The 22,669-nt window shown below is 70.6% G+C and carries 18 protein-coding genes and 3 pseudogenes; 9 read left to right on the top strand and 12 right to left on the bottom strand.

Annotated elements, in window-relative coordinates:
- Positions 1 to 3,765, bottom strand: coding sequence for a S8 family serine peptidase (locus ACF1B9_RS16770; protein ID WP_391740570.1), 3,765 nt, complete (start codon positions 3,763 to 3,765; stop codon positions 1 to 3).
- Between the two features lie 209 nt (positions 3,766 to 3,974).
- Between ACF1B9_RS16770 and ACF1B9_RS16765 the strand changes: the two genes are divergently transcribed.
- The 3 genes from ACF1B9_RS16765 (at position 3,975) to ACF1B9_RS16755 (ending at position 8,134) form a co-directional block, all read left to right on the top strand.
- Positions 3,975 to 4,964: a helix-turn-helix domain-containing protein gene (locus ACF1B9_RS16765; RefSeq protein ID WP_391740569.1), complete on the top strand. Its 990-nt coding sequence runs from the start codon at positions 3,975 to 3,977 to the stop codon at positions 4,962 to 4,964.
- A gap of 127 nt (positions 4,965 to 5,091) precedes the next feature.
- Positions 5,092 to 5,574, top strand: a complete 483-nt coding sequence (locus ACF1B9_RS16760) for a DUF456 domain-containing protein (RefSeq protein ID WP_391740568.1) — start codon at positions 5,092 to 5,094, stop codon at positions 5,572 to 5,574.
- A 274-nt stretch (positions 5,575 to 5,848) separates the two neighbouring features.
- Positions 5,849 to 8,134: a glycoside hydrolase family 95-like protein gene (locus ACF1B9_RS16755; RefSeq protein ID WP_391740567.1), complete on the top strand. Its 2,286-nt coding sequence runs from the start codon at positions 5,849 to 5,851 to the stop codon at positions 8,132 to 8,134.
- A gap of 54 nt (positions 8,135 to 8,188) precedes the next feature.
- On the opposite strand, the gene ACF1B9_RS16750 is transcribed toward ACF1B9_RS16755, so the two are convergent.
- Positions 8,189 to 9,535, bottom strand: a complete 1,347-nt coding sequence (locus tag ACF1B9_RS16750) for a DNA-3-methyladenine glycosylase 2 family protein (protein WP_391740760.1) — start codon at positions 9,533 to 9,535, stop codon at positions 8,189 to 8,191.
- Between the two features lie 72 nt (positions 9,536 to 9,607).
- Positions 9,608 to 10,792, bottom strand: coding sequence for a ribosome small subunit-dependent GTPase A (rsgA, locus tag ACF1B9_RS16745; protein ID WP_391740566.1), 1,185 nt, complete (start codon positions 10,790 to 10,792; stop codon positions 9,608 to 9,610).
- Between the two features lie 379 nt (positions 10,793 to 11,171).
- On the opposite strand from rsgA, the gene ACF1B9_RS16740 reads away from it, so the two are divergent.
- Positions 11,172 to 11,672: a DUF5949 family protein gene (locus ACF1B9_RS16740; protein WP_391740565.1), complete on the top strand. Its 501-nt coding sequence runs from the start codon at positions 11,172 to 11,174 to the stop codon at positions 11,670 to 11,672.
- A 165-nt stretch (positions 11,673 to 11,837) separates the two neighbouring features.
- Here the strand turns inward: ACF1B9_RS16740 and ACF1B9_RS16735 are convergent.
- From ACF1B9_RS16735 to ACF1B9_RS16710, 6 genes and pseudogenes are all read right to left on the bottom strand, one after another.
- Positions 11,838 to 12,005 (bottom strand): annotated as a pseudogene (locus ACF1B9_RS16735) (rodlin); the annotation flags it as partial.
- Between the two features lie 186 nt (positions 12,006 to 12,191).
- A complete protein-coding gene (locus tag ACF1B9_RS16730; RefSeq protein ID WP_391740564.1) occupies positions 12,192 to 12,392 on the bottom strand; it encodes a hypothetical protein in 201 nt (66 codons plus the stop codon).
- A 261-nt stretch (positions 12,393 to 12,653) separates the two neighbouring features.
- A complete protein-coding gene (locus ACF1B9_RS16725; RefSeq protein ID WP_391740563.1) occupies positions 12,654 to 13,064 on the bottom strand; it encodes a rodlin in 411 nt (136 codons plus the stop codon).
- A gap of 184 nt (positions 13,065 to 13,248) precedes the next feature.
- Positions 13,249 to 13,536, bottom strand: a complete 288-nt coding sequence (locus ACF1B9_RS16720; RefSeq protein WP_391740759.1) for a hypothetical protein — start codon at positions 13,534 to 13,536, stop codon at positions 13,249 to 13,251.
- A 242-nt stretch (positions 13,537 to 13,778) separates the two neighbouring features.
- Complete coding sequence (locus tag ACF1B9_RS16715; RefSeq protein WP_391740562.1) at positions 13,779 to 14,012, bottom strand: chaplin; 234 nt, start codon at positions 14,010 to 14,012, stop codon at positions 13,779 to 13,781.
- Between the two features lie 295 nt (positions 14,013 to 14,307).
- Complete coding sequence (locus ACF1B9_RS16710) at positions 14,308 to 14,709, bottom strand: rodlin (protein WP_391740561.1); 402 nt, start codon at positions 14,707 to 14,709, stop codon at positions 14,308 to 14,310.
- A 433-nt stretch (positions 14,710 to 15,142) separates the two neighbouring features.
- Here ACF1B9_RS16710 and ACF1B9_RS16705 point away from each other — a divergent pair, with 433 nt between their 5' ends.
- On the top strand, positions 15,143 to 16,003 hold the full coding sequence (locus tag ACF1B9_RS16705; RefSeq protein ID WP_391740560.1) for a chaplin: 861 nt from the start codon (positions 15,143 to 15,145) through the stop codon (positions 16,001 to 16,003).
- 117 nt (positions 16,004 to 16,120) lie between these two features.
- Here the strand turns inward: ACF1B9_RS16705 and ACF1B9_RS16700 are convergent.
- Positions 16,121 to 16,717, bottom strand: a pseudogene (locus ACF1B9_RS16700) (dihydrodipicolinate synthase family protein); the annotation flags it as partial.
- A gap of 224 nt (positions 16,718 to 16,941) precedes the next feature.
- Between ACF1B9_RS16700 and ACF1B9_RS16695 the strand changes: the two are divergent.
- The 3 genes from ACF1B9_RS16695 (at position 16,942) to ACF1B9_RS16685 (ending at position 19,202) form a co-directional block, all read left to right on the top strand.
- Positions 16,942 to 17,673: a FadR/GntR family transcriptional regulator gene (locus ACF1B9_RS16695; RefSeq protein ID WP_391740559.1), complete on the top strand. Its 732-nt coding sequence runs from the start codon at positions 16,942 to 16,944 to the stop codon at positions 17,671 to 17,673.
- A 255-nt stretch (positions 17,674 to 17,928) separates the two neighbouring features.
- The gene (locus tag ACF1B9_RS16690; protein ID WP_391740758.1) at positions 17,929 to 18,888 is read left to right on the top strand and encodes a dihydrodipicolinate synthase family protein; all 960 of its coding nucleotides are present in this window, start codon (positions 17,929 to 17,931) and stop codon (positions 18,886 to 18,888) included.
- Positions 18,885 to 19,202 carry a hypothetical protein gene (locus ACF1B9_RS16685; RefSeq protein ID WP_391795920.1) on the top strand — a complete coding sequence of 106 codons (318 nt, stop codon included), beginning with the start codon at positions 18,885 to 18,887 and terminating at the stop codon, positions 19,200 to 19,202. The genes ACF1B9_RS16690 and ACF1B9_RS16685 overlap by 4 nt, the downstream gene beginning before the upstream one ends.
- Before the next feature lie 48 nt (positions 19,203 to 19,250).
- Here ACF1B9_RS16685 and ACF1B9_RS16680 read toward each other — a convergent pair whose 3' ends face one another.
- Together ACF1B9_RS16680 and ACF1B9_RS16675 are read right to left on the bottom strand one after the other, a co-directional pair.
- Positions 19,251 to 20,480 carry an acetyl-CoA C-acetyltransferase gene (locus ACF1B9_RS16680; RefSeq protein ID WP_391740558.1) on the bottom strand — a complete coding sequence of 410 codons (1,230 nt, stop codon included), beginning with the start codon at positions 20,478 to 20,480 and terminating at the stop codon, positions 19,251 to 19,253.
- 104 nt (positions 20,481 to 20,584) lie between these two features.
- A pseudogene (locus ACF1B9_RS16675) lies at positions 20,585 to 20,707 on the bottom strand (LysR family transcriptional regulator); the annotation flags it as partial.
- Positions 20,708 to 20,925: 218 nt separating this feature from the next.
- Between ACF1B9_RS16675 and ACF1B9_RS16670 the strand changes: the two are divergent.
- Positions 20,926 to 22,485 (top strand): 3-hydroxyacyl-CoA dehydrogenase, encoded by a 1,560-nt coding sequence (locus tag ACF1B9_RS16670; protein ID WP_391740557.1) that lies wholly within the window; start codon positions 20,926 to 20,928, stop codon positions 22,483 to 22,485.
- Positions 22,486 to 22,669: the final 184 nt, after the last annotated feature.

Genomic DNA, 22,669 nt, shown 5'->3' with positions numbered 1-22,669 from the left:
TCAACGCACGGCGTAGGCGTCGTTCACGGTCTGGACGACGGAGTTGCCGTTGGCATCCGTCAGTTCGGTCTTCAGGGTGACCGGCTTGCCGGCCGCGCCCGCGTGGTTCACGGTCGCGCTCCAGTGGCCGCTGTGCTGTGCGGTGGTGGCCTCGGTCCAGGTCTTGCCGCCGTCGTACGAGTACGAGACCTTGGCCGCGACCAGCTTGCCGGGCGTGTAGCCGGCGTGCCCGGTGACGCTCAGGCCGATCGTCTGACCGTCCTTCGCCGCAAGGGTCTTGAGGCCGTCGGTCTCCAGGTCATAGCCCGGGAAGAGCATGGGAATGCCCTGGGAGTAGACGTTCTCGTCCCGCTTCGAGCGGAACTTCCAGGTGGTCTCGGTCTGGGTGGACCGCTTCCACACGGCAGCGGGCTGGCCGAACTTGGCGGTCGTCATGGTGAGTTCGTACGCGGCGTCCCCGGCCGGGACGGTGAACACCCCGGACGCCCAGCCGGAATCGCCCAGCACTTCACCGCCGCTGGTCAGCCGCATGTTGCCGATGTCTCCGAAGGAGCCCTGGAGGCCCTCGTGCTCGGTGTCGCTCCAGAAGCCGGGGGCGACTCCGATCAGGTTGTCCTGGCGTTCGCCGGCGAGCACGGCCTTGCCCTGGGCGTCGCGCGGAGCGGTCGGGACCGGGATGCCCCGGTACCAGTTCTCCGTACGTGTGGAGCCTGCCGTGTACGTACGGGGCTGGTCGATCATGTACTCGCCCCAGGGGAAGCTGGAGGAGAGGTACCGCTGCCAGGCGGTGTCGCCGGCCGAGTAGTACTCGGTGCGCTTGCCGGGAACGGCGACGGTGTCGAAGCCGCCGGAGTAGCGTCCGCCGTAGGGCCGGGTGAAGATCATCGTGTCGACGTAGTCGGCCGCGACGCCCATCGCCTCGTACTGGGCGGTGGACTTGCCGAGCTTGCTGTCGCGGACCTTGTAGGTGCGGTCCGAGGTGACCGGGCCGGTCTCGGGGAAGGCGAGGTTGTAGACGAACGGGCTGGCGGCGGTGGCCTTCCAGCTCAGCTTCACCGTGCCCCGGGCCAGGGCGGCCTTCAGTGCGTCGGCCTCGCCCGACTCGATGCCGAGCGTGGGCAGCGGCGCGGCGCCGTAGCCGACGGACGGCTGCCACGGGCCCGCGGACGGACGGTGGGCGATGATCGCCTTTGCGCCCGCGGCCTTGGCGTTCCGTGCCGGGGTCAGCACGGAGCCGTCGTCGGTGACCGCGACCAGGGCGATCTTGCCCTGGACATCGGCGGCCTTCAGCTCGTCGGGGGTGCCGGTGCCCGCGTCGACGAGTGCGGCCTCACCCGTGCCGTCGAGGCCCACGGAGCCGGTGCCGGCCGCGACCGGGTGCAGTTCGGTGCCGCCGACGACCGACAGCTTCTCGATCTGGGGGGCGTAGGCGCGCCAGAAGCTGGCGAACTCGAAGTCGCCGTCGCTCGCCCTGCCCTGCACGTCGGCCAGGTAGTTCTTGACGATGGGTCCGCCGGTGACGGAGCCGGAGTGCAGCCAGACGCCGTCCCAGCTGCGGCCGAAGGAGAGCGTCGTGGAGCGGTTCTCGGACGTGCGGTCCTCCGTCTTCGCCTGCAGGCGATGGGCCTTGCGGGCGTCCAGCACCAGAGTGGTGTCCTTGGTGACGTCCAGCTGCGGCCTGGCGAGGTAGCCGACGGACTCGGCCATCCTGCCGGTGGCGTCCTCGGTGTCCGGCGAGATGATGAAGCTGGAGACGAAGTACGCGCCGGGGCGCACCTGGTAGACCTGATCGGTGGCGCCGTCGTTGAAGCGGCGCTCACCGCCGGCGGTGTCGGTGCCGATGATGTCCAGCGAGGAGGAGCCCGCGGCGGGCTTGCCGGTGCGGTCGATCAGCTTGACGCGCAGGGTGACCGTCTCGGCGCCGACGTACAGCGAGAACGGGGTGGAGACCTTGACGCCGTCGGCGCCCGTGGCCAGCACACGCCCGGTGACATCACCGTACTGGGCGGCCTTCAGCTTCGCGGTCGGGTCGATCTGCAGCGGGACCTCGACGGTGGCTCCGGCCGGAACGGTGACGGTGCTCGCGTCGAGTTTCGCGACCGAGGAGCGGACGGCAGAACCGTCGTTGCCGGTGACGCCCTGGACCTTCAGCGACAGCTTCACCGGCTTGGAGCCGGAGTTGGTGTACGGGACGTCGACCGTCGTGCGGTCGCTCTTGTCCTGCGGCCAGTTGAACGTACCGCCCTGGACGGCGGGGGCGCCGACGACGGTGGTGTCGATGGCGGCCTTCACGTCGAGGCGGCCACCGCCGGTCTCGCGCACGTCGCCGGGGATGTCGCTCTTCGCGGACGACACGAGGGCCGCCTTGACCTGCTGGGCCGTCCAGTCGGGGTGACGCTGTTTCACGATGGCGGCGGCGCCCGCGACATGCGGGGTGGCCATCGACGTACCGGACATCGTCCGGTACGCGTAGACCCCGCGGCCGCCCGCCGCGGCGGCCGAGATGGCGACGCCGGGGGCGGCGATCTCGGGCTTGAGGGTGTGCGCTCCGATCGCTGGTCCACGGCTGGAGAACTGGGCCGTGGTGTCGTCGCGGTCGACGGCGCCGACCGTCAGCACGCTGGGGGCGCAGCCGGGCGAGGAGACGGTGTTCAGCGCCGGGCCGGCGTTTCCGGCCGCGATCACGAACAAGGTGTTCTTGCTCCGGGCGAGTTCTTCGGCGGCGACGCTCATCGGGTCGGTGCAGTCGGTCGGCGTCTGGCTGCCGAGACTCATGGAGACGACGTCGGCCTTCTGGTCGACGGCCCACTGCATGCCCGCGATGATCCAGGACTCGGCGCCTGAGCCGCTGTCGTTGAGGACCTTGCCCGCGAGCAGGTCGGCGCCGGGGGCGACGCCCTTCTTCTTGCCGTCGCTGGCCGCGCCGGAGCCGCCCACGGTGGAGATGGTGTGGGTGCCGTGGCCCTGCCGGTCGTCGGTGGTGTCGGAGTCGGTGAAGTTCTCCGAGGCTGCGATCCGGCCCTTGAGGTCGGGGTGTTCGGCGTCGACACCGGTGTCGAGGACGGCGACCTTGGTGCCCTTGCCGTCGTATCCGGCGGCCCAGGCGAGGTCGGCGCCGATCTGCTTGGTGGACCGGTCGAGGGTGGCCTGGACCTTGCGGTCGAGCCAGAGCTTCTTCAGTCCGGAGGCGGAGCGGGAACGGGTGTTGGTGACGTCCGACCAGAAGTCGGCGGCCTTCTCCTTGTCCGCCTTGAGCGCGACGCCGTCGATGGCGTCGAGTGCGAGTTGGCGCTTGGCGCCGCGCGGGGTCGCGGGCGCGGAGCGCGCCAGGTCCTTGCCGTAGACGGCGATCAACGGCAGCGACTTCGTGCTCGCGTCGTCGTAGCCCTGCCGGATCAACCCGGTGACGTTGAAGAGCTCCTCGTCGACCGTGCCCGCGGCCAGCGCGTCGACGGCCGTGTCGGGGTAGACGTAGAGGTCCTTGCCGCTCTGCCGGGTCTGCACGAGGGGGACGGTGCCGTCCTCGCGCGGCAGTGCGGTGACTGCCGCGGCTCCCGAACCGTCCCTGCTCACCAGGATCTTGTCGCCGGTGACGAGGGTGACGGTGACTGGCTTGCCCTCCTTGGCGGCGGCGGCCGCACTGCCGGTCAGTGGCCTCTTCGCGGTCGTATCGTCCTGCGGCGCTGCCGCGGACGGTGCGATCGCGGTGACGGCCAGGACGGCGGCGGTGGCCGCTCCCAGTGCCGTACGCGATATCGGACGCATCGCTCTCCCCAAGTGAATCCGGAACCAAGTTGCGCAAACCGCAATCTTCCGGAGGTTGTTGGTACTGCGGTGGCGCCACATTGGCAGAGCGACGGGCAGTAAAGGGATGATGTACACGGCGGGTTTACGCCGTGGCCGCTTTCCGCCACGTCCGGGCGCCCGACGACGGCGACACGGTGCGGAATCAACGCGTCCGGGAGGAGTTCGGGATGTTGGGAGCCATAGGTCTCGACGAGATGCAGGAGTTGGCGTACCGCGCGCTCGTGGCGGTGGGAGCCGCGGAGGTCTCCGATCTCGCGCACCGGCTGACCCTTCCCGAATCGGACACCGAACGGGCGTTGCGCCGACTGGAACAGCACGGTCTGGCCGCCCAGTCCTCCTCCCGCACGGGCCGTTGGGTGGCGGCGCCGCCGGGGGTGGCGCTGGGAGCGCTGCTCACCCAGCAGCGTCACGAGCTGGAGCAGGCGGAGTTGGCGGCGGCGCTGCTCGCCGAGGAGTACCGGGCCGAGGCCACCGACTCGGCGGTGCACGATCTGGTCGAGGTGGTCACGGGCGCGAGCGCGGTGGCGCACCGTTTCCACCAGTTGCAGTTGGGCGCGACGAGCGAGGTGTGCGCCCTGGTCACCGGGAAGCCGATCGCGGTGAGCGGGATGGAGAACGAGTCCGAGGAGCAGGCCGCCACGCGCGGGGTGTCGTTCCGGGTGGTGGTCGAGCGCGAGGTCCTCTCGCTCCCGTCCGGGATCCTGGAGTTGTCGGCCGCGCTGAGCCGCGACGAGCAGTGCCGGGTCGTCGACCGGGTCCCTACCAAGCTGGTGATCGCCGACACCGCCCTGGCGATGGTGCCGCTGACCGGGCGGGGCGCCGAGCCCGCGGCGCTGGTGGTGCACGCCTCCGGGTTGCTGGAGTCGCTGATGGGGCTCTTCGAGGCGGTGTGGCGCGAGGCCATGCCGCTCAGGCTCGGCGAGAGCGGATGGCTGGAGGAGGAGTCCAACGGGCCCGATCCGACGGACCTGGAGATTCTGTCGCTGCTGCTGGCCGGGCTGACGGACGCGAGCGTGGCGAAGCAGCTGGAACTCGGACTGCGGACCGTACAGCGGCGGGTGAAGGGCCTGATGGAACTGACCGGGGTGTCGACACGGCTGCAACTGGGCTGGCACGCGTACGAACGGGGCTGGGTGTCCCGGACGCCGCGCGCCTGAGCGGGGGTCGCACCGGATACCCCGGCGCGGTGTTCCCCTCGCGCCGGTACGGCTCTGAGCTGCGCCGACGTTTCCCACCCGGAGCGGCTGACGGGCGGGAGCGGCCGGACTCCGGCAGGCTGGTGAGATGGGTGTGTGGGAACTCCTCGCCGTCGGCCTGGTCATGTTCCTCGGCCTGGTCGGTGTGCTGGTGCCGGGGGTGCCGGGGCAGGCGATCGTCTGGGCCGCCGTGCTGTGGTGGGCACTGGCCGATGTGACTCCGGTGGCCTGGGGCGTGCTGATCGGCGCCACCGCCCTGCTGCTGCTGAACCAGGCGCTGAAGCCCTTGCTGCCGCCGCGGCGCCCCCATGAGTCGGGGGCGCCGCGCAAGACGCTGATGCTCGGCGGGATCGGCGCGATCGTGGGCTTCTTCGTGGTGCCGGTGGTGGGCGGGATCGCCGGATACGTGGGCGTGATCTACGGGGCGGAGCGGCTGCGGCTCGGCAGCCGCGGGGCGGGATGGGCGTCGGTCCGCTCGGTGATGCGGGCGACCGGCTGGTCCGTGCTCGTCGAGCTCTTCGCGTGCCTGCTGGTGACGGGGGCGTGGCTGGGCGCGGTGGTCTGGGGCTGACCCTCCCCACCCTCATGGACATCCAGGTGGACATTGTCCAGGTAGAAGGAAACACATCGGATCTCTTCCGTTCTATTGACGCAGGGATGTCTCGTGCCTACTTTCCCTGGAGGAATAGCTCGGATGAATTGATGTGCCTGCGTACGAGTCGCCAGGAGACGCCTTGCCCACAGCACCGGACCCTTCCCGCCCGTCCCGGAACGAAGTCCCCGCAGCCCCCGCCCCTTCTCGTAGAAGTGTTCTCGCCACCGGCACCGCGATCGGCGGCGCGCTCGTGGTGAGCGGTGCGGCTGCCGTCCCCGCCCAGGCCGCCGTCCCTGCCGCGCCGGCCGGCGCCGCCCCGGCCCCTGTCACGGTGCACTCCCCCGACGACGCCTGGCGCACGGTCCTGGACGATGCCGACCTGCTCTGGCAGAAGCTGCCGAAGACCTGGTACGAGGGCCCGTACCTGGGCAACGGCCGTCTCGGCTCCGGCATCTACGCCGAGCCCGGTGCCACCACCACGGCCATCCGCTTCAACGTCCAGCACTCCGAGGTCCAGGACCACCGTCCCGAGTTCGGCTCCCTCTTCGGCCTCGCCCGCCTCCCGATCGGCCACTTCACGCTGGAACCGGCCGGCACCATCACGGGCATCGAGTGGAGGATGCGGCTGCGCACCGCCGAACTCGAAGGCACGATCACCACGACCGCGGGCACCCTGAAGCTCCGGGCCTTCGTCCACTCCACCAGCGATCTGCTCGCCGTGGAGGTGTCCCCGAGCGCGGGCGAGCGGGACTTCCGCTGGGTGTTCCACCCGGCCGACGCGATCAGCCCGCGCGCCGCTTTCAAGCCCCTCCCGGACGGTTACACCGGCAACCCGCCCGCGGCGACCGAGCAGCACGGCGCGATCACCGCAGCCGTCCAGCCGCTGCTCGCGGGCGGTCAGCACGTCACCGCATGGCGGGAACGCACCCGGGGCACGAGCCGTACCCTCTACGTCACGGTCACGCACTCCCACCCGAGGACGACGGCCCGCGACCGCGCGCTGCGTACCGTCAAGACCGCCTCGGCACTCCCGTACGATCAGCTGGCCGCGCCCCATCGCACCTGGTGGGACCGGTTCTACCGGAAGAGCTTCCTGTCCCTGCCCGATGCCCGGCTGCAGCGCTTCTACTGGATCCAGCTGTACAAGACGGCGTCGGCTGCCCGCAAGGACGCGCCCGTGATGGCGACCTCCGGCCCCTGGCTGGAGCCCACGCCCTGGCCGAACACCTGGTGGAACCTCAACGTCCAGCTGGAGTACTGGCTGATCCACGGCTCCAACCACCTGGAGCTGGACGCCGTCACCCGCGCCCTCAGCGAGTTCCGGGACCAGCTCTCCCGCGAGGTCGCCGCCCCCTACCGGTCCGACTCGGCCGGCATCCCCCGGACCACCGACCCCCACCTGGTCAACGGCGCATCGGTCACCGACGGCGGCTACGGCGTCGGCATCCCCGGCCAGGACCCGCCCACCCCCGAGGTCGGCAATCTGACCTGGGCGCTGCACAACGTGTGGCTCTCCTACCGCCACACCATGGACGAGTCGATCCTGCGCGACACGCTCTTCCCGCTGCTGCGCAAGGCCGTCAACTACTACCTGCACTTCCTGACGCCGGGACCTGACGGCAGACTGCATCTCCCGGCCACGTTCTCCCCCGAGTACGGGGTCAACGCCCCCGACTGCAACTACGACCTGATGCTGCTGCGCTGGGGCTGCCGCACCCTGCTCGACTCGGCGGAGCAACTGGGCGTCCACGACCCGTTGACCGCCCGCTGGCAGGAGGTGCTGGCCAGGCTCGCGCCCTATCCCGTCGACGCCAACGGGTTCATGATCGGGGCGGGGGTTCCGTTCGCCATGTCGCACCGCCACTACTCGCACATGCTCGCGGTGTACCCGCTGTACGAGCTGACGGGTGCGACGCCCGACGAACGCGCGCTGATCGAGAAGTCCCTCGCCCACTGGGTGGGCTTCGAAGGCGCCCTGCAGGGCTACACGTTCACCGGGGCCGCGTCGATGTCCGCACTGCTCGGCAAGGGCGAGGACGCGCTGAAGTATCTCGGCCAGCTGATGAGCCGCTTCATCCAGGCGAACACCATGTACAAGGAGTCCGGTCCGGTCATCGAGACCCCGCTCTCGGCGGCCCAGTCGCTGCACGACATGGTCTGCCAGTCATGGGGCGGCACGATCAGGGTCTTCCCGGCCCTGCCCGCCGCTTGGCAGGACATGACCGTCCATGACTTCCGCACCCAGGGCGCGTTCCTGCTCAGTGCGGTACGTGAAGAGGGCCGGACCCGCTGGGTGCGGCTGACCAGCGAGGCGGGCGCGCCCTGCGTCGTGCGCCATGGCATCGAGGGCCCGATCGAGATCCGGGACCGGCACGGACGCCCGCTGCGTCACGAGGAGACGGCCGACGCAACGGTACGCATCCATCTCCGCAAGGGCGACTCCGCGCTGATCACGGCCCAGGGCGACCGCCCGGACCTGACCATCCGCCCGGTCACGGCGAACGAGCCGGCGCCACGCTGGGGCCTGCCGGGCTGAGCCCCGGCCCGGGAGCCCGGCACCTTCCCGGGCTCCCGGCTCCGCGGGCGGATCTCAGCGGCTCAGGTGGCGTACGGCGTACGAGCGCCAGGGCCGCCACCGCGCCGACTCCGGCCTCCCGTCCGGATCCACGTCGGGGTCGCCGAGCGCCCGCATCCTGATGAGCGCCGCTGCGACCGGACCGATCCCCAGCCGCAGCAGGGCCTGCTCGGCCTCCTCCCGGTCCGCGCCCGCGTCGAGCCGTACGTCCCCGTCGGCGAGCGCGGCCGCCAATGCCCGCAGCACCGGCTCGTCCACCGCACCGGCCAGCGCCCCTGGCTCGGGGAACACATGCGTGAGCCCGCCGCAGGGGATGTCGAGGACCTTCCCGTACGTCTCGACCAGCCGCTCCGCCCCGGCCCTGCCCACCAGCGTCCGTACGGCGAACTCCTCGGGGTCCGCGGCTCCCGGCGAGCGCAGCCCGGGGCGGGCGGCGACGCCCGGTGCGAGTGCCGGATCGGCGGCGAGCCGTTCGTCGACGGCGCAGGGGTCGGCGTCCAGGTCGAAGAGCCGCCGCAGCCGCTGCACGGCCGTCGTCAGATCCCGCAGGTCCGTGAGGTGGATCCGGGCTTCCAGCCAGGACCCGGCGGACCGCTCGTCCACGGCCACGATGCCGGTGCCGTAAGGCAGCCGCAGAGTGCGCCGGTAGGTCCGGGCCCCGGGCTCCCCGCTGACCTCCTCGATCCGGGCGAGCACCTCAGCGGCCAGGAGGTCGAAGACCTCGCGGGCGGCGTACGGCCGCCGGTGGGCGAGCCGTAGCGGGATACCGGTGGTGCGGGCCTCCCGTACCCCGGCTCCCAGCCCCGTTCCGGCCTCGGTCCGCAGTGCGCTCGGCGTACGGGCGTAGATCTGCCGGATCGTGTCGTTGAACTGGCGCACACTCGCGAAGCCGGACGCGAAGGCGATCTCGGTCACGGGCAGCCCGGTCGTCTGGAGCAGGACCCGCGCGGTGTGGGCCCGCTGGGCGCGGGCGAGCGCGACGGGTCCGGCACCCAGCTCCGCGTTGAGCTGCCGCTGCACCTGGCGTGAGCTGTATCCGAGCCGGTGGGCGAGACCGGGCACACCCTCCCGGTCGACCACTCCGTCGCCGATCATCCGCATGGCGCGGCCGACGACATCGGCCCGCACGTTCCAGTCGGCCGAGCCGGGCACGGCATCCGGTCGGCAGCGCCTGCACGCCCGGAAGCCGTTGCCCTGGGCGGCGGCCGCGGTCGGGAAGAAGCGGACGTTCTTCCGCTTGGGGGTGACGGCGGGGCAGCTCGGCCGACAGTAGATGCCGGTCGTTTCGACGGCGAAGAAGAACTCGCCGTCGAAACGGGCGTCGCGGCTGCTCACCGCCTCGTATCTGGTCCGTTCGTCCATCACACCGTCCAGTGTGCGGCACCCCCGGACAGCACACTGGCGGCTTTCGGACATCGACCGGGCGGTTGCGCCCTACCTGACCCGGCCCCGCTTCGCGTCCATGGCAGCCCGGCCCTCGGCCCCCTTGCGCTTCCATTCACGCAGTATTTCGGACCGCACCCGGGCATCGGTCTTGGCGACGATGCGCTGGTTCTCACGGAGCAGCTTGCGGAAGCTGTCGAGGCGCCGCTCGGGCAGCGAACCGTCCTCGATCGCGGCGAGCACCGCGCAGCCGGGCTCCGACCGGTGGCCGCAGTCGTGGAACCTGCACTGCTCGGCCAGCTCCTCGATCTCGGAGAAGACCTGGCCGACGCCGGTCTCCGCGTCCCAGAGGCCGACCCCGCGCAGGCCGGGGGTGTCGATCAGCACGCCTCCGGACGGCAGCACCAGCAGATTACGGGTCGTGGTGGTGTGCCGGCCCTTGCCGTCGACATCACGAGCGGCCTGCACCTCCATCACGTCGCGGCCGAGCAGGGTGTTGGCGAGGGTCGACTTGCCCGCGCCGGACGCTCCGAGCAGCACGCTCGTACCGCCGGAGACGATGGCGGCGAACACATCGAGCCCCTCCCCCGAGGCGGAGCTGACGGGCAGCACCTGCACCCCGGGGGCGATGGCCTCGATGTCCTGGACGAGGTACGACAGCGTGGCGGTGTCCGGCACCAGATCGGCCTTGGTGAGCACCACGATCGGCTGGGCAGCGCCGTCGGTGGCGGACGTCCCGTCCCGCAGCAGCGCATCGCCTCCGGCACTGGACATGGCGAGCGCGAGGAAGCGCTCCACCCGCCCCAGGTCCAGTTCCACGGCGAGCGAGACACAGATGGCGATGTGGTCGACATTGGTGGCGAGCACCTGCCCTTCGGAGCGCTGCGACGAGGTCGAGCGGACGAAGGCCGTACGCCGCGGCAGCAGCGTCCGTACGAACCGCGGATCACCGTCGGCATCGACGGCGACCCAGTCGCCCGTGCACACGATCCGCATCGGATCGCGCGGAACCACGAACGCGGTGTCGGCGCGGAGCGTGCCGTGTGCGGTGACGACATCGCACTGGCCGCGGTCCACCCGCACCACGCGTCCGGGCAGCAGCCCCTGTTCGGCGTACGGAGCGAATGCGGCGGCCCAGTCGTCGTCCCAGCCGTACGGGGACAGCGGATGCGACGCGGAGAGGCCCTGAAGAGAGGAGGAGAAGGACGGAGAGGACCAGGAGGTCGGGAAAGACAAGGGAAACCCTTCAAAGGGGTGGCCCCGGCAACGCGCCTTCGGGCGCGAAAAGTTGAGTGAAGGTCAGCCGACGGCCACAGGGGTGGGAACGATGCTCTTCTGGTTGTGGGCAGCGCCCATCGCAACGACAGTCATCAATGTCCTCACCTCCTGGTTCAAGCGCGGGTCGACACCGGCCGACGGCTCCTGCCCGCCGTCCGGAACGCGTCACACCTTAGCCCCCGGCCCGCAGGTGACGTCAACACATTTGATTCACGGCACTCTCAGGCTGCGACACGGAGAGCACCTCGACCGCATGTCTCCGAGATATCTGTAGATCTCCCTCGATCAGGTGATACACGTGCACAATGACCGGTCCCAGGCCGTTAGGGTGCCGGGCATGACCTCACCCCGGACCGCCACCGGCACGTTCACACAAGCCCGGTTGGGCACGATCACACTGATCGGGTGGAGCGGCCAACACCCCGGTGGCGGCTCCGATGTCGCCTTCCTTCTCGTCTACTCGCTCGGCGACGGGGCGGACGGCCCGGCCGCTGGTGAGGCGGCCATGCGCGTGGCCCTGGACCGCAGTGGACTCCCGGTCGGCGCCGGTCCGGTGTACGCGGCCGAGACCCCCGGCCTCCCCGTGAAGCTGCTCGTCCAGGCCGGCCAGGCTGTCCTGACGCTTCCTCACTTCACCGCCCAGTACCCCGCGCCGCCCGAGTGGCTGGCCGCGGCCGAGGAACGGGGCGAGGTGAACGCGATGTTCGCCACCCGTCCCTGGCCGGAGGGCGCGCCCGGACGGCCGGTCAGTGAGGAACTGCTGCGGTCGTTCGCAGCCGACGAAGAGGTCATCATGACCTCCGCGCACTGCGTCCTTCCGGTACGCAGCCTGGGCTGAGCCGCCACCGCACATGGCGATGCCCACCGCCCCCCGTGGAGCGGTGGGCATCGCCGTGTACGGGCCCCGGGCGCTGTGCCCCGGACGCCACTCGGCCGTGCCGCACACCGGAGTGCGGGTCATCACGGGGGCCGTCCGCCCGCGATCACCGCACTCGACCGGCTGTCATGTGTTGCCGGTTCCGTTGCCCGAGAGCACCGGAATGTCGTCGACGAGGTGCGACAGCGCCTCGTCGCCCTTGGCCTGGGTGGAGTTGTCGGCGCACTGCTGGTTCTGTGGCGAGTGGAGGACGTCGACGTCCTGGACCGCGACCGGCACGGGCAGACCGACCACGCGGGGGCCACGGCGGCGGACAGACCGACCAGGGACACGGCCACTGCCGCGCCGGCCATCATCTTCTTCGTCACGCTTCACTTTTCGGAGCGTCCCGTGGTGGAACGCACTGATCAACCCGCCGCCGAAGCGTCGGATCCGCAGTACCACCCCATTCGGTCCGGCGTGAGTTCGGCGCCCCCCGTCTCACCCGTCGACGGCTTCGTCGGAAGTACGGGCGGCGGGAACACGGCTCCCCGCACAGGGGAGGCCCGACCGTGCGGACGGGCCCTGCTCCGGGCCGCCGTGTGCCGCCTGCCATTCGGCGAGCAGTCGGTCGTAGATGGGTGTGACGTCCTGTGCGTGCCGTTGCAGGCCGTGGGGCCGCTGGCTGTCGTACTGGTCCATGCATGGTCCCTACCCCGTGCGACGGGTGACGCCCGCCGCCACTACGGCAACCGGCCCAGTCCGCCCGTCCCTTCGAGGGGCCGACGGCGGCCCGGACGCACGACGTGGGGTCGGCGCATCCGGGCCGCCGAAGAACGGCTGCCTCGTGGATGTGCCGACCCCACGGGTGGATCACGCACTGCGGGCGGGCTCGAAGCCGCGCGTCGCGCCGTCCTCGGCAGGTCCGAGCAACCAGCGCCGAGCGACCGGAGACTCACGGTCCTAGTTGTTGCCGACTCCGTTGCCGGACAGGACCGGAACGCCGCTCAGGATGTGCGACAGGGCCTCGTCACCCTTGGCCTGGGTGGCGTTCTCCGTGCACTGCTGGTTCTGCGACGAGGCCAGGACGTTGACGTCCTGGACCGAGACCGGAACGGCGCCGGGCACCGAACCGACGCCGGCCTTGGCCGGCAGGGCGATGCAGGGCTTGTTGAGCGAGCCCTGGATGAGCGCGAACTGAGGGCTCCAGTCACCGTGGGTGGCGGAGTTGCCGTACGACTGGACGGTGTCGTTGCCGTTGACCGAGGTCATACCACCGTCGTTGCCGACGGCCATGGCCTGCGGGGCGATCGCGGCGGAGACACCGACGATCGAAGCAGCGACGGCTGCCGAGGCCATAATCTTCTTGATCACGAAAAGCCCTTCTGATTCTTCTATTGCTCGCCCGCCCGGAGCGCACTGAACAACTCACGGCGACAGCAATGGTCGTGCCGAATCACTCGAACGATGTTTGTGCCGGCAGATGGTTGGCCGAATGCCCGGCGCAGGAAAAACAAAAATGCCTCGGATGAGCCGGGAACCGCTGCGCCGCGACGACTCAGCTGCCGAGCGGCAGGCCGCCCATCAGCGGAGCCGCGCCCTTGGCCACACCGGTGGCCTGGCCGGCCAGCTTGGTGACGTTGCCGTTCTTCTGCATCGCATCGGCGGCGCCGACCGGGTCGACGACCGGGTCGACAGCCTGCGGCGCGCTCTCCACCACCTGGTTGACGCCGCCGTTGAGGCTGAAATCGGGCGCCGTGGCGGTGGCAACGGCGAAGGCGGGAGCAGCCGTTCCGAGAGCAACCACGGAACCGGCAACGAACGCAGCGGACTTCGCGTACTTCACTTTCAGGTTCCCTTCTGCAGCGGCATCCATTTCGGTCGCGTACCCACGCCGCACCAGCCTTCTTTAGCTGTGACTTCTGCCGCTTTCGCCTTGAGTAACGATGCGGTTGCGACATGGCAACTGGACCGGTCGCGTTTTCTCGGTGACCACTCGAACGATCAGCGGAAACGGGGAAGGCCCCGGACCGCATCCGATGCGTTCCAGGGCCTTCCGGTCGAGCATTCGGCGCGGCCGACCAGAGATCAGGCGTTGCTGCTGGTGTTGCCGAACGCGGAGTTGAGCAGGCCGACGACGCTGATCGTGTTGCCGGAGACGTTCGCCGGAACGTGGACCGGGGCCTGGACGTTGTTTCCGGACACAACGCCCGGGGAGGAGGCGGCACCCCCGTCGGCGCCGGAGTCGGCGAACGCGGGCGCGGCGGCACCCATCGCCATCAGGGTTCCGGCGGCGATGGCGGCGACCTTGGTGTACTTCACTTTGATCCCTTTCTTTTGACGGAGTCCGCAGCGGCCACGTCTTTCGTGCCGCACGAGCGCGGTCCTCATCACTCGTAACTCCGCCGCTGCAATTCGTAACGATGTAAGACCGTAGGCGAAACTCTTCGAGAAGAAATTTCTCGAAAAAACCGCCCGAATGACGCAGTATCGATCGCCCGTCATCACGAACGAGAACATCGGAGAATCCGATGTGTCGACAACGGAAACGACAACAGCAGGCCCGGGTCGCGCGGAGGAGGAACGCCGACGGCCCGGGCCTGTCACTGCGGCTGGATCAGCTGTTGCCGGTACCATTGCCGGAGAGCACCGGGACGCCGCTCACGATGTGCGAGAGCGGCTCGTCACCCTTGACCTGGGTGGAATTCTCGGTGCACTGCTGGTTCTGCGGCGAGGCCAGCACGTTCACGTCCTGGGCCGCGACCGGGACCACGCCGCCGAGCGAACCGGCGTTGACCTTGGCCGGCAGGCCGACGCAGGGCTTGTTCAGGCTGCCCTGGACCAGGCCGAACTGCGGGCTGCCGTCACCGTGCGTCTCGGCGTTGCCGAAGGACTGCGAGGCTCCGCTGCCGTTGACCGAGGTCGTGTCGCCGTCGTCGCCGATCGCCATGGCCTGCGTCGCGCCCAGACCGAGGATGGAGGCGGCCACAGCACCCGTAGCCAGAACCTTCTTGATCACGATTAACCCTTCTCGTACTTGGTGCCCCGTACCCGGAGCCCTCTGCCCAACTCGCGACCGGACGTTTGGTTCTCTCCTTTCACTCGAATGCCGAGATCGCACGGACAAGAGTACGAATGGGCCTCGCAGCTGCCGCCTGAGCAGGCGTATGCCGAAAAATTGCGATGACGTCAACAACTCGCTCGACATGTCGAGTTGGACACCTGAAATACGGAGCCCCGCAATCGGAGTGAACACATGTGCGTAATCCTTCCGAGTGATCACAAGACTTCCACGAATTACGCGTTTCTTCGACATCATCTCCTCGTTATGGGTGTCACCAGGCATGTGGCTCGGAGCCCTCGGGGTGACGTCCCCGGCATGAGCCTCATTGTCTGGTGAATGAACCGCGAGCGATCCGCTCGCGCGAGGTGTCCCTAAGAAAGGGCAATCAATGCGAAAAGCCTTGAGTAAGAGCGTGCTGGTGATGGCCGCGGCGTCAGGCATCCTGACCACGGCCGGCGGATACGCGTTCGCGGACGCCTCCGCCGATGGCGCCGCCGTCGGTTCGCCAGGCGTCGGCTCGGGCAACGCCGTGCAGGTGCCGGTGCATGTTCCGGTCAACGTGTGCGGCAACACGGTGAATGTGGTCGGGCTGCTCAACCCCGCGTTCGGCAACAAGTGCGGGAACGAGTCCGGTAGCGGGAACGGCAGTCAGAGCCAGGGGGCGAGCGCCGAAGGCGCCGCGACCCAATCCCCCGGTGTGCTGTCCGGCAACCTCGCCCAGGTTCCTGTGGACGCGCCGGTCAATGCGTGCGGCAACTCCGTCGATGTCGTCGGAGTGCTGAACCCTGCCGTCGGCAACGAGTGCAAGAACGGGAGCGGGCCGGGCACCGAGCCGCCAGTGGTCACGCCTCCGGTCACACCTCCGGTGGTCACCCCGCCGGTCACTCCCCCGGTCGTCACCCCGCCGGTCACACCCCCGGTCGTGACGCCTCCGGTCGTAACGCCCCCGGTCACGCCTCCGGTCGTCACCCCGCCGGTCACACCTCCGGTGGTCACCCCGCCGGTCACACCTCCGGTGGTCACCCCGCCGGTCACACCCCCGGTGGTCACGCCGCCGGCCACGCCCGTCACCGATGAAACGCGGACCGGCAATCAGCCCATGGTCACCTCAGGGGGTGCGATCACCGCACAGCTGGCGCACACGGGTGCCGACACCAACCTGGGCCTGGCCGGCGGGGCGAGTGCCGCAATGGTGCTCGGCGGAGCCCTGCTGCTCCGCCGCACCCGCGCCCGCGCCACGCGGAACTGAGGCACGCGAGCCCGGCGTGATCCGGCCGAGAGGCCCTGGGTAGCGGGCCGAAACAGACAGGTGCGTGGGTACAGCCGGGGCTGTACCCACGCACCCTTGTGCGTTCTTCGGAACCTGTCAGACCCGGGAGAGCCCCGCGTGGTCAAGACAGGCGGCGATCGTGGCGGTCTCGGCCGCGTCCAGTGGGCGCATCGGCGGGCTCATCACGTGGGTGGCGATGATTCCGCGCAGCATGAGAGCCGTCTTGAACCCGCCGAGGCCTGCGGCGGTGGCCGAGGCCTTGCCGGGACGGGCCGCGCGGACGATGTCGAAGAGCGCGACGAGGCGGTCCTGCTCCGCCGCGACAGCGGCCCAGTCGCCCCGTACCGCGGCCTCGTGGAGACGTACGTATCCGTGCGGGTCCACATTGCCGAGCTCGGGGACGGGGCCGTCGGCCCCGGAGAGCATCATCGCGTCCACGACCAGTTCGTGCCCGGTGAGCACGGAGAACTCCGGCAGCTCGCGTGCGCCGATGGTCAGGCGCCGGAACGAGGCGTCGTCGCCGCTGGAGTCCTTCACCCCGGCCGGCACACCGTCCGCGGCAAGTGGCAGCAGCAGTTCGGGGTCGAGTTTGCTGTGGACACAGACCGGCACGTCGTACGCGAGGAGCGGCACGTCGAGCGCGGCGGCGATGTCCCGGAAGTGACGGTCGATCTCCGTGGGGTGCGTGCGTGTTCGTTGGCCGCGGCGCAGCGCGAGGCGAACCGGCAGCCAGTACCGAAGCCCTGCGGTGCGGGGGCGATGCCGCGGATCTGGTGCAGCCGGCGGCGCCCGCTTCCAGGAAGACGACCGCTCCGAGCAGCCCGGAGGAAAACATCAGACGTCAGATGTCTGATGCCTTGATAGCGTGGGGACGTAGCTTGACAATCGAGAGAGGTCAAGAGGTGGGGAGTTCACATATGTCCGGTACGAGGCCCGGCCGGCAGCTGCTTCGGCAGGAAGTCGTCGAGGGCATCAAGCGCTACATCCTTGAAGAGCGACTCAGCCCCGGAGATCCGCTGCCCACCGAGCCGGCCCTGTGCGAGGCCCTCGGCGCGAGCCGTTCCAGCGTCCGTGAGGCGGTCAAGATCCTCAACGCGCTGGACATCGTGGAGGTACGGCACGGGCACGGCACCTATGTAGGCAGGCTGAGCCTCTCCGCGCTGGTGGAGAGCCTGACCTTCCGTGGCCTGCTCTCCCCCGACGACGACTTCCAGGTGATGGCCGACCTCGTCGACGTGCGTGAGCTCTTCGAGCGCGGGATGGCCGACCGGATCGTCTCGCTGCTCAGCCCGGAGCAGCTCGACGCGCTGGACGGACTGGTCGCCACCATGCGCGAGACCGGCGCGCAGGACGGGCACGGCTTCATGGAGGCGGACCGGGCCTTCCACGCCCTGCTCGTCGCCCCGCTCGGCAATGACCTCATCGGCCAGCTCTCGATGGCGTTCTGGGACGTGTACACGATCGTGGCGCCCCACCTCGACGGATTCACGCACGCCGACGAGACGGCGACGATCGCGGCGCACCAGAACATCGTGGACGCCGCGCGGGCCGGGGACATCAGCGGCTTCCTCAAGGCACTGGGCGAGCACTACGCCCCGGTCAGACGCCGTATCTCGGAAGCCCGCGCCCGCGACAACACCTCCGGCTGACCCGGCCGCCGCTCCTTCCGGAGCGATGCAGTTCCAGGGCCCCACCGGGGTGGATCCGGGGGGTGGGGCCCATGCGCTCCAGGATCAGCTCCTTGAGCCGGCGCTCCATGTCCTGAGCCATGGTGGGGCGGACCACAACGTCCTCCCGAGGTGCGATTGCCCTTGACCGGTCGCCGGAGCATCTGTTTAAGGTGAGGCCAGACATAGGACATCTTACGTCTCATGTCTCTTTCGACCGAGCTGGAGAGCCCTCACATGCCTCTGACCGCACCGCTGCACGGCGTCGTCCCGCCGGTCTGCACCCCGCTCGACTCCCGGGGGGAGGTCGACACCTCGTCCCTCGCCCGGCTCGTCGAGCATCTCGTCGCCGGCGGGGTGCACGGGCTGTTCGCGCTCGGCTCCACCAGCGAGGTCGCCTACCTCACCGATGAGCAGCGCGCCACGGCACTGGAGACCGTGGTCGACGTGGCCGACGGCCGAGTTCCGGTGCTCGCCGGTGTCATCGACACCACCACCGCGCGCGTCGTCGAGCACGCCAGGTCCGCCGCGGAACTGGGCGCGGACGCCCTGGTCGGGACCGCACCGTTCTACACCCGCACCCATGGCAAGGAGATCGCCCAGCACTTCCGGCGGCTGCGCGCGGCGGTCGATCTGCCGCTGTTCGCGTACGACATCCCGGTCGCCGTGCACAGCAAGCTCTCCGCCGCGCTCGTGCGCGAGCTCGCCGAGGACGGCACGCTGGCCGGTCTGAAGGACAGCAGCGGCGACGAGGGCGGACTGCGCCGACTGCTCGTCGAACTGGGCGGACGGGACGGGCGCAGGGAGGGCCCGGCGCCGCGATTCAGCGTGCTCACCGGCTCCGAGCTCACCGTGGACGCCGCCCTGCTGGCCGGTGTCGACGGTGTCGTACCGGGCATCGGCAACGTCGATCCGGCCGGCTACGTGCGGCTGTACGACGCCGCGCGGGCCGGGAACTGGGCACTCGCCGCGAAGGAGCAGGAGCGGCTCGTCGAGCTGTTCGGCATGGTCGACGTCGGGCCGGAGGCGGACATGGGCCGCAGTTCCTCGGCGCTCGGCTCGTTCAAGGCGGCGCTCCACCTGCTCGGCATCATCGAGTGCGGCGACACCGCCTTCCCGCAGATCCGGCTGAGCGAAGAGTCGGTCGGTCTGGTCGCCCAGCGCCTGCGCGCCGCCGGTCTGCCGCCGGTCCGATGAGTTCCGCCTCGTCCGGCGGCACCGGCGCCCCCGTGATCGGCCTCGACCTGGGCGGCACGAAGATCGCCGCCGTGTTTTTTGGCGCGGACGGCGCGGTGCCGGCCCGGCTCAACCGGCTGACCGGCCCTGAGGCGGAGTGGGACCACCTCGCGGTACCGCTGGAAATGGAGCGGGGCGCGAGCGCCCGGACCGACGTCGGCCGAGGCACGCCTTGCCCCACGCCGCCGGTGCCGGACGCACCCCCGCCTCGGCGGCCCTCAGGGAGGGAAGTGCGTCAACGACTCCACCACGCACACCGGCTTCGCGGACCCTGAATCGCGGCCGCAGCGGGACGCCAGGCGTCCCACTGCCGACGGCACACCTCAGACGGCGATGCGTTCGAAGACCGCGGCAAGGCCCTGCCCGCCGCCGATGCACATGGTCTCCAGGCCGTACCGGGCCTCGCGGCGATGCAGTTCACGGGTGAGCGTGGCGAGGATGCGGGCGCCGGTGGCACCGACCGGATGGCCGAGGGAGACGCCGGAGCCGTTGACGTTGATGCGCTGCTCGTGGTCGATGTCACCGAGACCCAACTCGCGTGTACAGGCGATCACTTGAGCGGCGAATGCCTCGTTGAGCTCGATCAGGTCGAGGTCGGCGAGGGTGAGTCCGGCACGGTCGAGGGCGGCCCGGGTCGCCGGGACGGGACCGATGCCCATGGTCGCGGCGGGTACCCCGGCGCGGGCGAAGGAGACCAGTCGGACCAGTGGGTCGAGACCGAGCCGTTCGGCGGTGGCAGCGCTGGTCACCAGGCAGGCGGCGGCCGCGTCGTTCTGCCCGCTGGCGTTGCCCGCGGTGACGGTCGCCCCGGGATCGGACTTCGCCATGATCGGGCGCAGCGCGGCGAGTTGCTCGGCGGTGGTGTCGGGGCGGGGATGCTCGTCCGCGGTCACGACCGTCTCGCCCTTGCGGGTCCGTACGGTGACGGGGACGGTCTCCGCGTCGTACCACCCCTGCGCGGCAGCCCGGCCGGCGCGCTGTTGCGAGCGCAGCGCGAGCGCGTCCTGGTCGGCGCGGCTGATGCCGTAGGCGCGGCGTACGTTCTCGGCGGTCTCGATCATCCCGCCGGGCACGGGGTGGTTGACGCCGCCCGCGGTCACCCGGCCCCTGGCCAGCGCGTCGTGGAGCTGGAGACCGGGGCCCTTGATGCCCCAGCGTCCTTCGTGCGTGTAGTACGGGGCGGCGCTCATCACGTCGACACCGCCCGCGATGACGACATCGCTGAAGCCCGCCCGGATCTGCATCGCGGCGTCGAGGACGGCCTGGAGGCCGGAGCCGCAACGGCGGTCGATCTGGGAGCCGGTGACGGTCTCGGGCAGCCCGGCGTCGAGGGCCGCGACCCGGCCGATGGCGGGGGCCTCGGCGGACGGGTAGGAGTGCCCGAGGACGACCTCGTCGACCGCCGCCGGGTCGATCCCGGTGCGGGCGACCACCTCGGCGATGACGCGAGCCGCGAGCGCGGCCGGGGTCTGCTGGGCGAACACTCCGCCGAAACGGCCGATGGGGGTGCGCAGCGGTTCACAGATGACGACATCGGGCTGCTGGTCGGGCACGGCGTGACCTTTCGGTGATGAGGGGCGTGTCTTCGCCCTTTCGATGACGTGTGGCGTGTGTCGCCGACCCTCGCACCCGGCGACCGAGTCGGTCCGCTGTCCGCCTTCTCCAGCTGCCTGATCTGCCGACTCGACGGCGGCCGGGCCACCTGCAGCCGTTCGGCGCCCCGCCCGAAGTGCAGCTCCTCCGCCACGGCGACGAACGCGGACAGATGACGCAATTCCATGTCCGCCACTTCGGTCACCGGCCCCACCGATGGGATTCATTGATCAGACGTCTTGATCGGACCCTAGTTTGATATTGGACGGCAATCAATGGCCGCTGACACGGTGCCGCCGCCGACCGTGGCCGAACTGCGGCTGCCTCGCGAGGACATGGGCCCGGACCGCGTCTATCTTCGCTGGGACGGATCACATGTCACACCCCGAGAGGACCGCAACCGCCATGCGTATCAGGATCGTCGGCGCCGGGGCCATGGGCCGCGGCATCGCCCAGTGGGCGGCGACCGCCGGACACACCGTCGAGCTGTGCGACGTACGGACGGAGGCGGTGACGGCCGCCGTGGACTTCGTACGGTCCATGCTCGAACGGGCCGTGCAGAAGGGCCGGATGTCCGCCGAGGACTCCGCAGCCGCCCTGGAGCGGCTGATCCCGCTGGACAACCCGTGGGGGGCGGGTCCGGACGTGGAACTGGTCGTCGAGGCCGTGCGGGAGGACCTCGACACCAAGACGGAGGTCTTCGGCCGGCTGGAGCGGACCCTGCCCACGACGGCCGTCTTCGCGACCAACACCTCCTCCCTGTCGGTCACCCGGATCGCCGCGGCGCTGAAGGACCCGACGCGCCTGGCCGGGCTGCACTTCTTCAATCCGGTGCCGCTGATGAGGATCGTCGAGGTGGTGCCCGGCGCGGCCACCCGTCCGGAGATTCCGCCGGCCCTCACCGCCTTCGTCGAGAGCTGTGGACACCGTGCGGTCACGGTCGCCGACACCCCCGGCTTCCTCGTCAATCACGCGGGCCGCGGCCTGGTGACCGAGGCCCTCGCGCTCCTGGAGGAGACGGTCTCCAGCCCGGCGGACATCGACCGGATCGCCCGCGAGGTGCTCGGGCTGCGGATGGGCCCGTTCGAGCTGATGGACCTCACGGGTCTGGACGTGACGGCCACGGTGATCGATTCGATCTGGACGGGGTTCCGGTACGCGGACCGGCTCCGCCCCTCTTACCTCACCCCGAACCGGGTGGCCGCCGGGCTGCACGGCCGCAAGACCGGGCGCGGCTGGTACGAGCACGGCCCCGAGGCGCCCGGCCCGGCCCCGGAGCCGCCCGTCACGGGCAACGCCGACCGCCCGGTGTTCGTCCACGGCGCCGCACCGCAGGACCAGGACGCGACCGCGCTGCGCGCGGTGCTGACCGCGGCGGGCGCCGTCGTCGAAACCGGCACGGAGCCGTCCGCCGACGCCCTCGTACTCGTTCCGGTCTGGGGCACCACGGTGGCCTCCGCGGTCGCCGCGCACCGGCTGCCCGCGGGGCGCACCTTCGGCGTGGACCCACTGCCCGCGGCCGGTCGGCGCCGGGTGCTGGCCGTGACCCCGGCGGCGGACCCGTCCGCCGCGCGCGACGCCCGCGCCGTGCTGGCCCGCGCCACGGACGGCGAGGCCGCGTACGCGGTCTCGGTCGTGCGGGACACGGCGGGCTCGGTCGCTCAGCGGCTGCTCGCCTCGATCGTGTCGGTCGCGGCATCGATCGCGGAACGCTCCATCGCCGCCCCTGCCGACATCGACCTGGCCGTGACGGCCGGGCTCGGCTACCCCGTCGGTCCGCTGGCCTGGGGCGACCGGATCGGTGCCGGGCGGATGCTGGAGCTGCACCGGGCGCTGCACCGCACGACGGGCGACCCGCGTCACCGCCCGAGCCGCTGGGTGACCGAACGCGCCCAGCTCGGTCTGGCGCTGACCGACCCGGGCACATCGCCCGCCGACTGCACGGCGAGCACCCCGTCGCAGTGACGGCGGGGCGGTGCCGCCCGCCATGACGCGGGTCCGTGCCGCCCGCCACGACGGCGGGGCGGGTTGAGAGGCAGGGCGGGCCTGCCGGGGATCACGGTCCCCGGCAGGCCCGCCCGCGGACCGTCCACGCCGACGAAGGCGCCGCAGCTTCCGCATCCCCGCACGTCCTGCGGCCCCGCGGTCC

The sequence above is a fragment of the Streptomyces sp. NPDC014727 genome, from assembly GCF_043083485.1.
Lineage (GTDB): Bacteria > Actinomycetota > Actinomycetes > Streptomycetales > Streptomycetaceae > Streptomyces.
The sequence above is the reverse complement of the archived record's forward strand: the minus strand, read 5'-3'. Positions and strand labels throughout refer to the sequence as shown.

What these genes read in the sequence shown, in the direction of transcription:
- ACF1B9_RS16705 (WP_391740560.1), top strand. Translation starts at nt 15,143, where the DNA reads ATGCGAAAAGCCTTGAGTAAGAGCGTGCTGGTGATGGCCGCGGCGTCA.
- ACF1B9_RS16740 (WP_391740565.1), top strand. Translation starts at nt 11,172, where the DNA reads ATGACCTCACCCCGGACCGCCACCGGCACGTTCACACAAGCCCGGTTG.
- ACF1B9_RS16765 (WP_391740569.1), top strand. Translation starts at nt 3,975, where the DNA reads ATGTTGGGAGCCATAGGTCTCGACGAGATGCAGGAGTTGGCGTACCGC.
- ACF1B9_RS16770 (WP_391740570.1), bottom strand. Translation starts at nt 3,765, where the DNA reads ATGCGTCCGATATCGCGTACGGCACTGGGAGCGGCCACCGCCGCCGTC.
- ACF1B9_RS16730 (WP_391740564.1), bottom strand. Translation starts at nt 12,392, where the DNA reads ATGGACCAGTACGACAGCCAGCGGCCCCACGGCCTGCAACGGCACGCA.
- ACF1B9_RS16685 (WP_391795920.1), top strand. Translation starts at nt 18,885, where the DNA reads ATGAGTTCCGCCTCGTCCGGCGGCACCGGCGCCCCCGTGATCGGCCTC.
- ACF1B9_RS16690 (WP_391740758.1), top strand. Translation starts at nt 17,929, where the DNA reads ATGCCTCTGACCGCACCGCTGCACGGCGTCGTCCCGCCGGTCTGCACC.
- ACF1B9_RS16760 (WP_391740568.1), top strand. Translation starts at nt 5,092, where the DNA reads ATGGGTGTGTGGGAACTCCTCGCCGTCGGCCTGGTCATGTTCCTCGGC.
- ACF1B9_RS16750 (WP_391740760.1), bottom strand. Translation starts at nt 9,535, where the DNA reads ATGGACGAACGGACCAGATACGAGGCGGTGAGCAGCCGCGACGCCCGT.
- ACF1B9_RS16695 (WP_391740559.1), top strand. Translation starts at nt 16,942, where the DNA reads ATGTCCGGTACGAGGCCCGGCCGGCAGCTGCTTCGGCAGGAAGTCGTC.
- ACF1B9_RS16670 (WP_391740557.1), top strand. Translation starts at nt 20,926, where the DNA reads ATGCGTATCAGGATCGTCGGCGCCGGGGCCATGGGCCGCGGCATCGCC.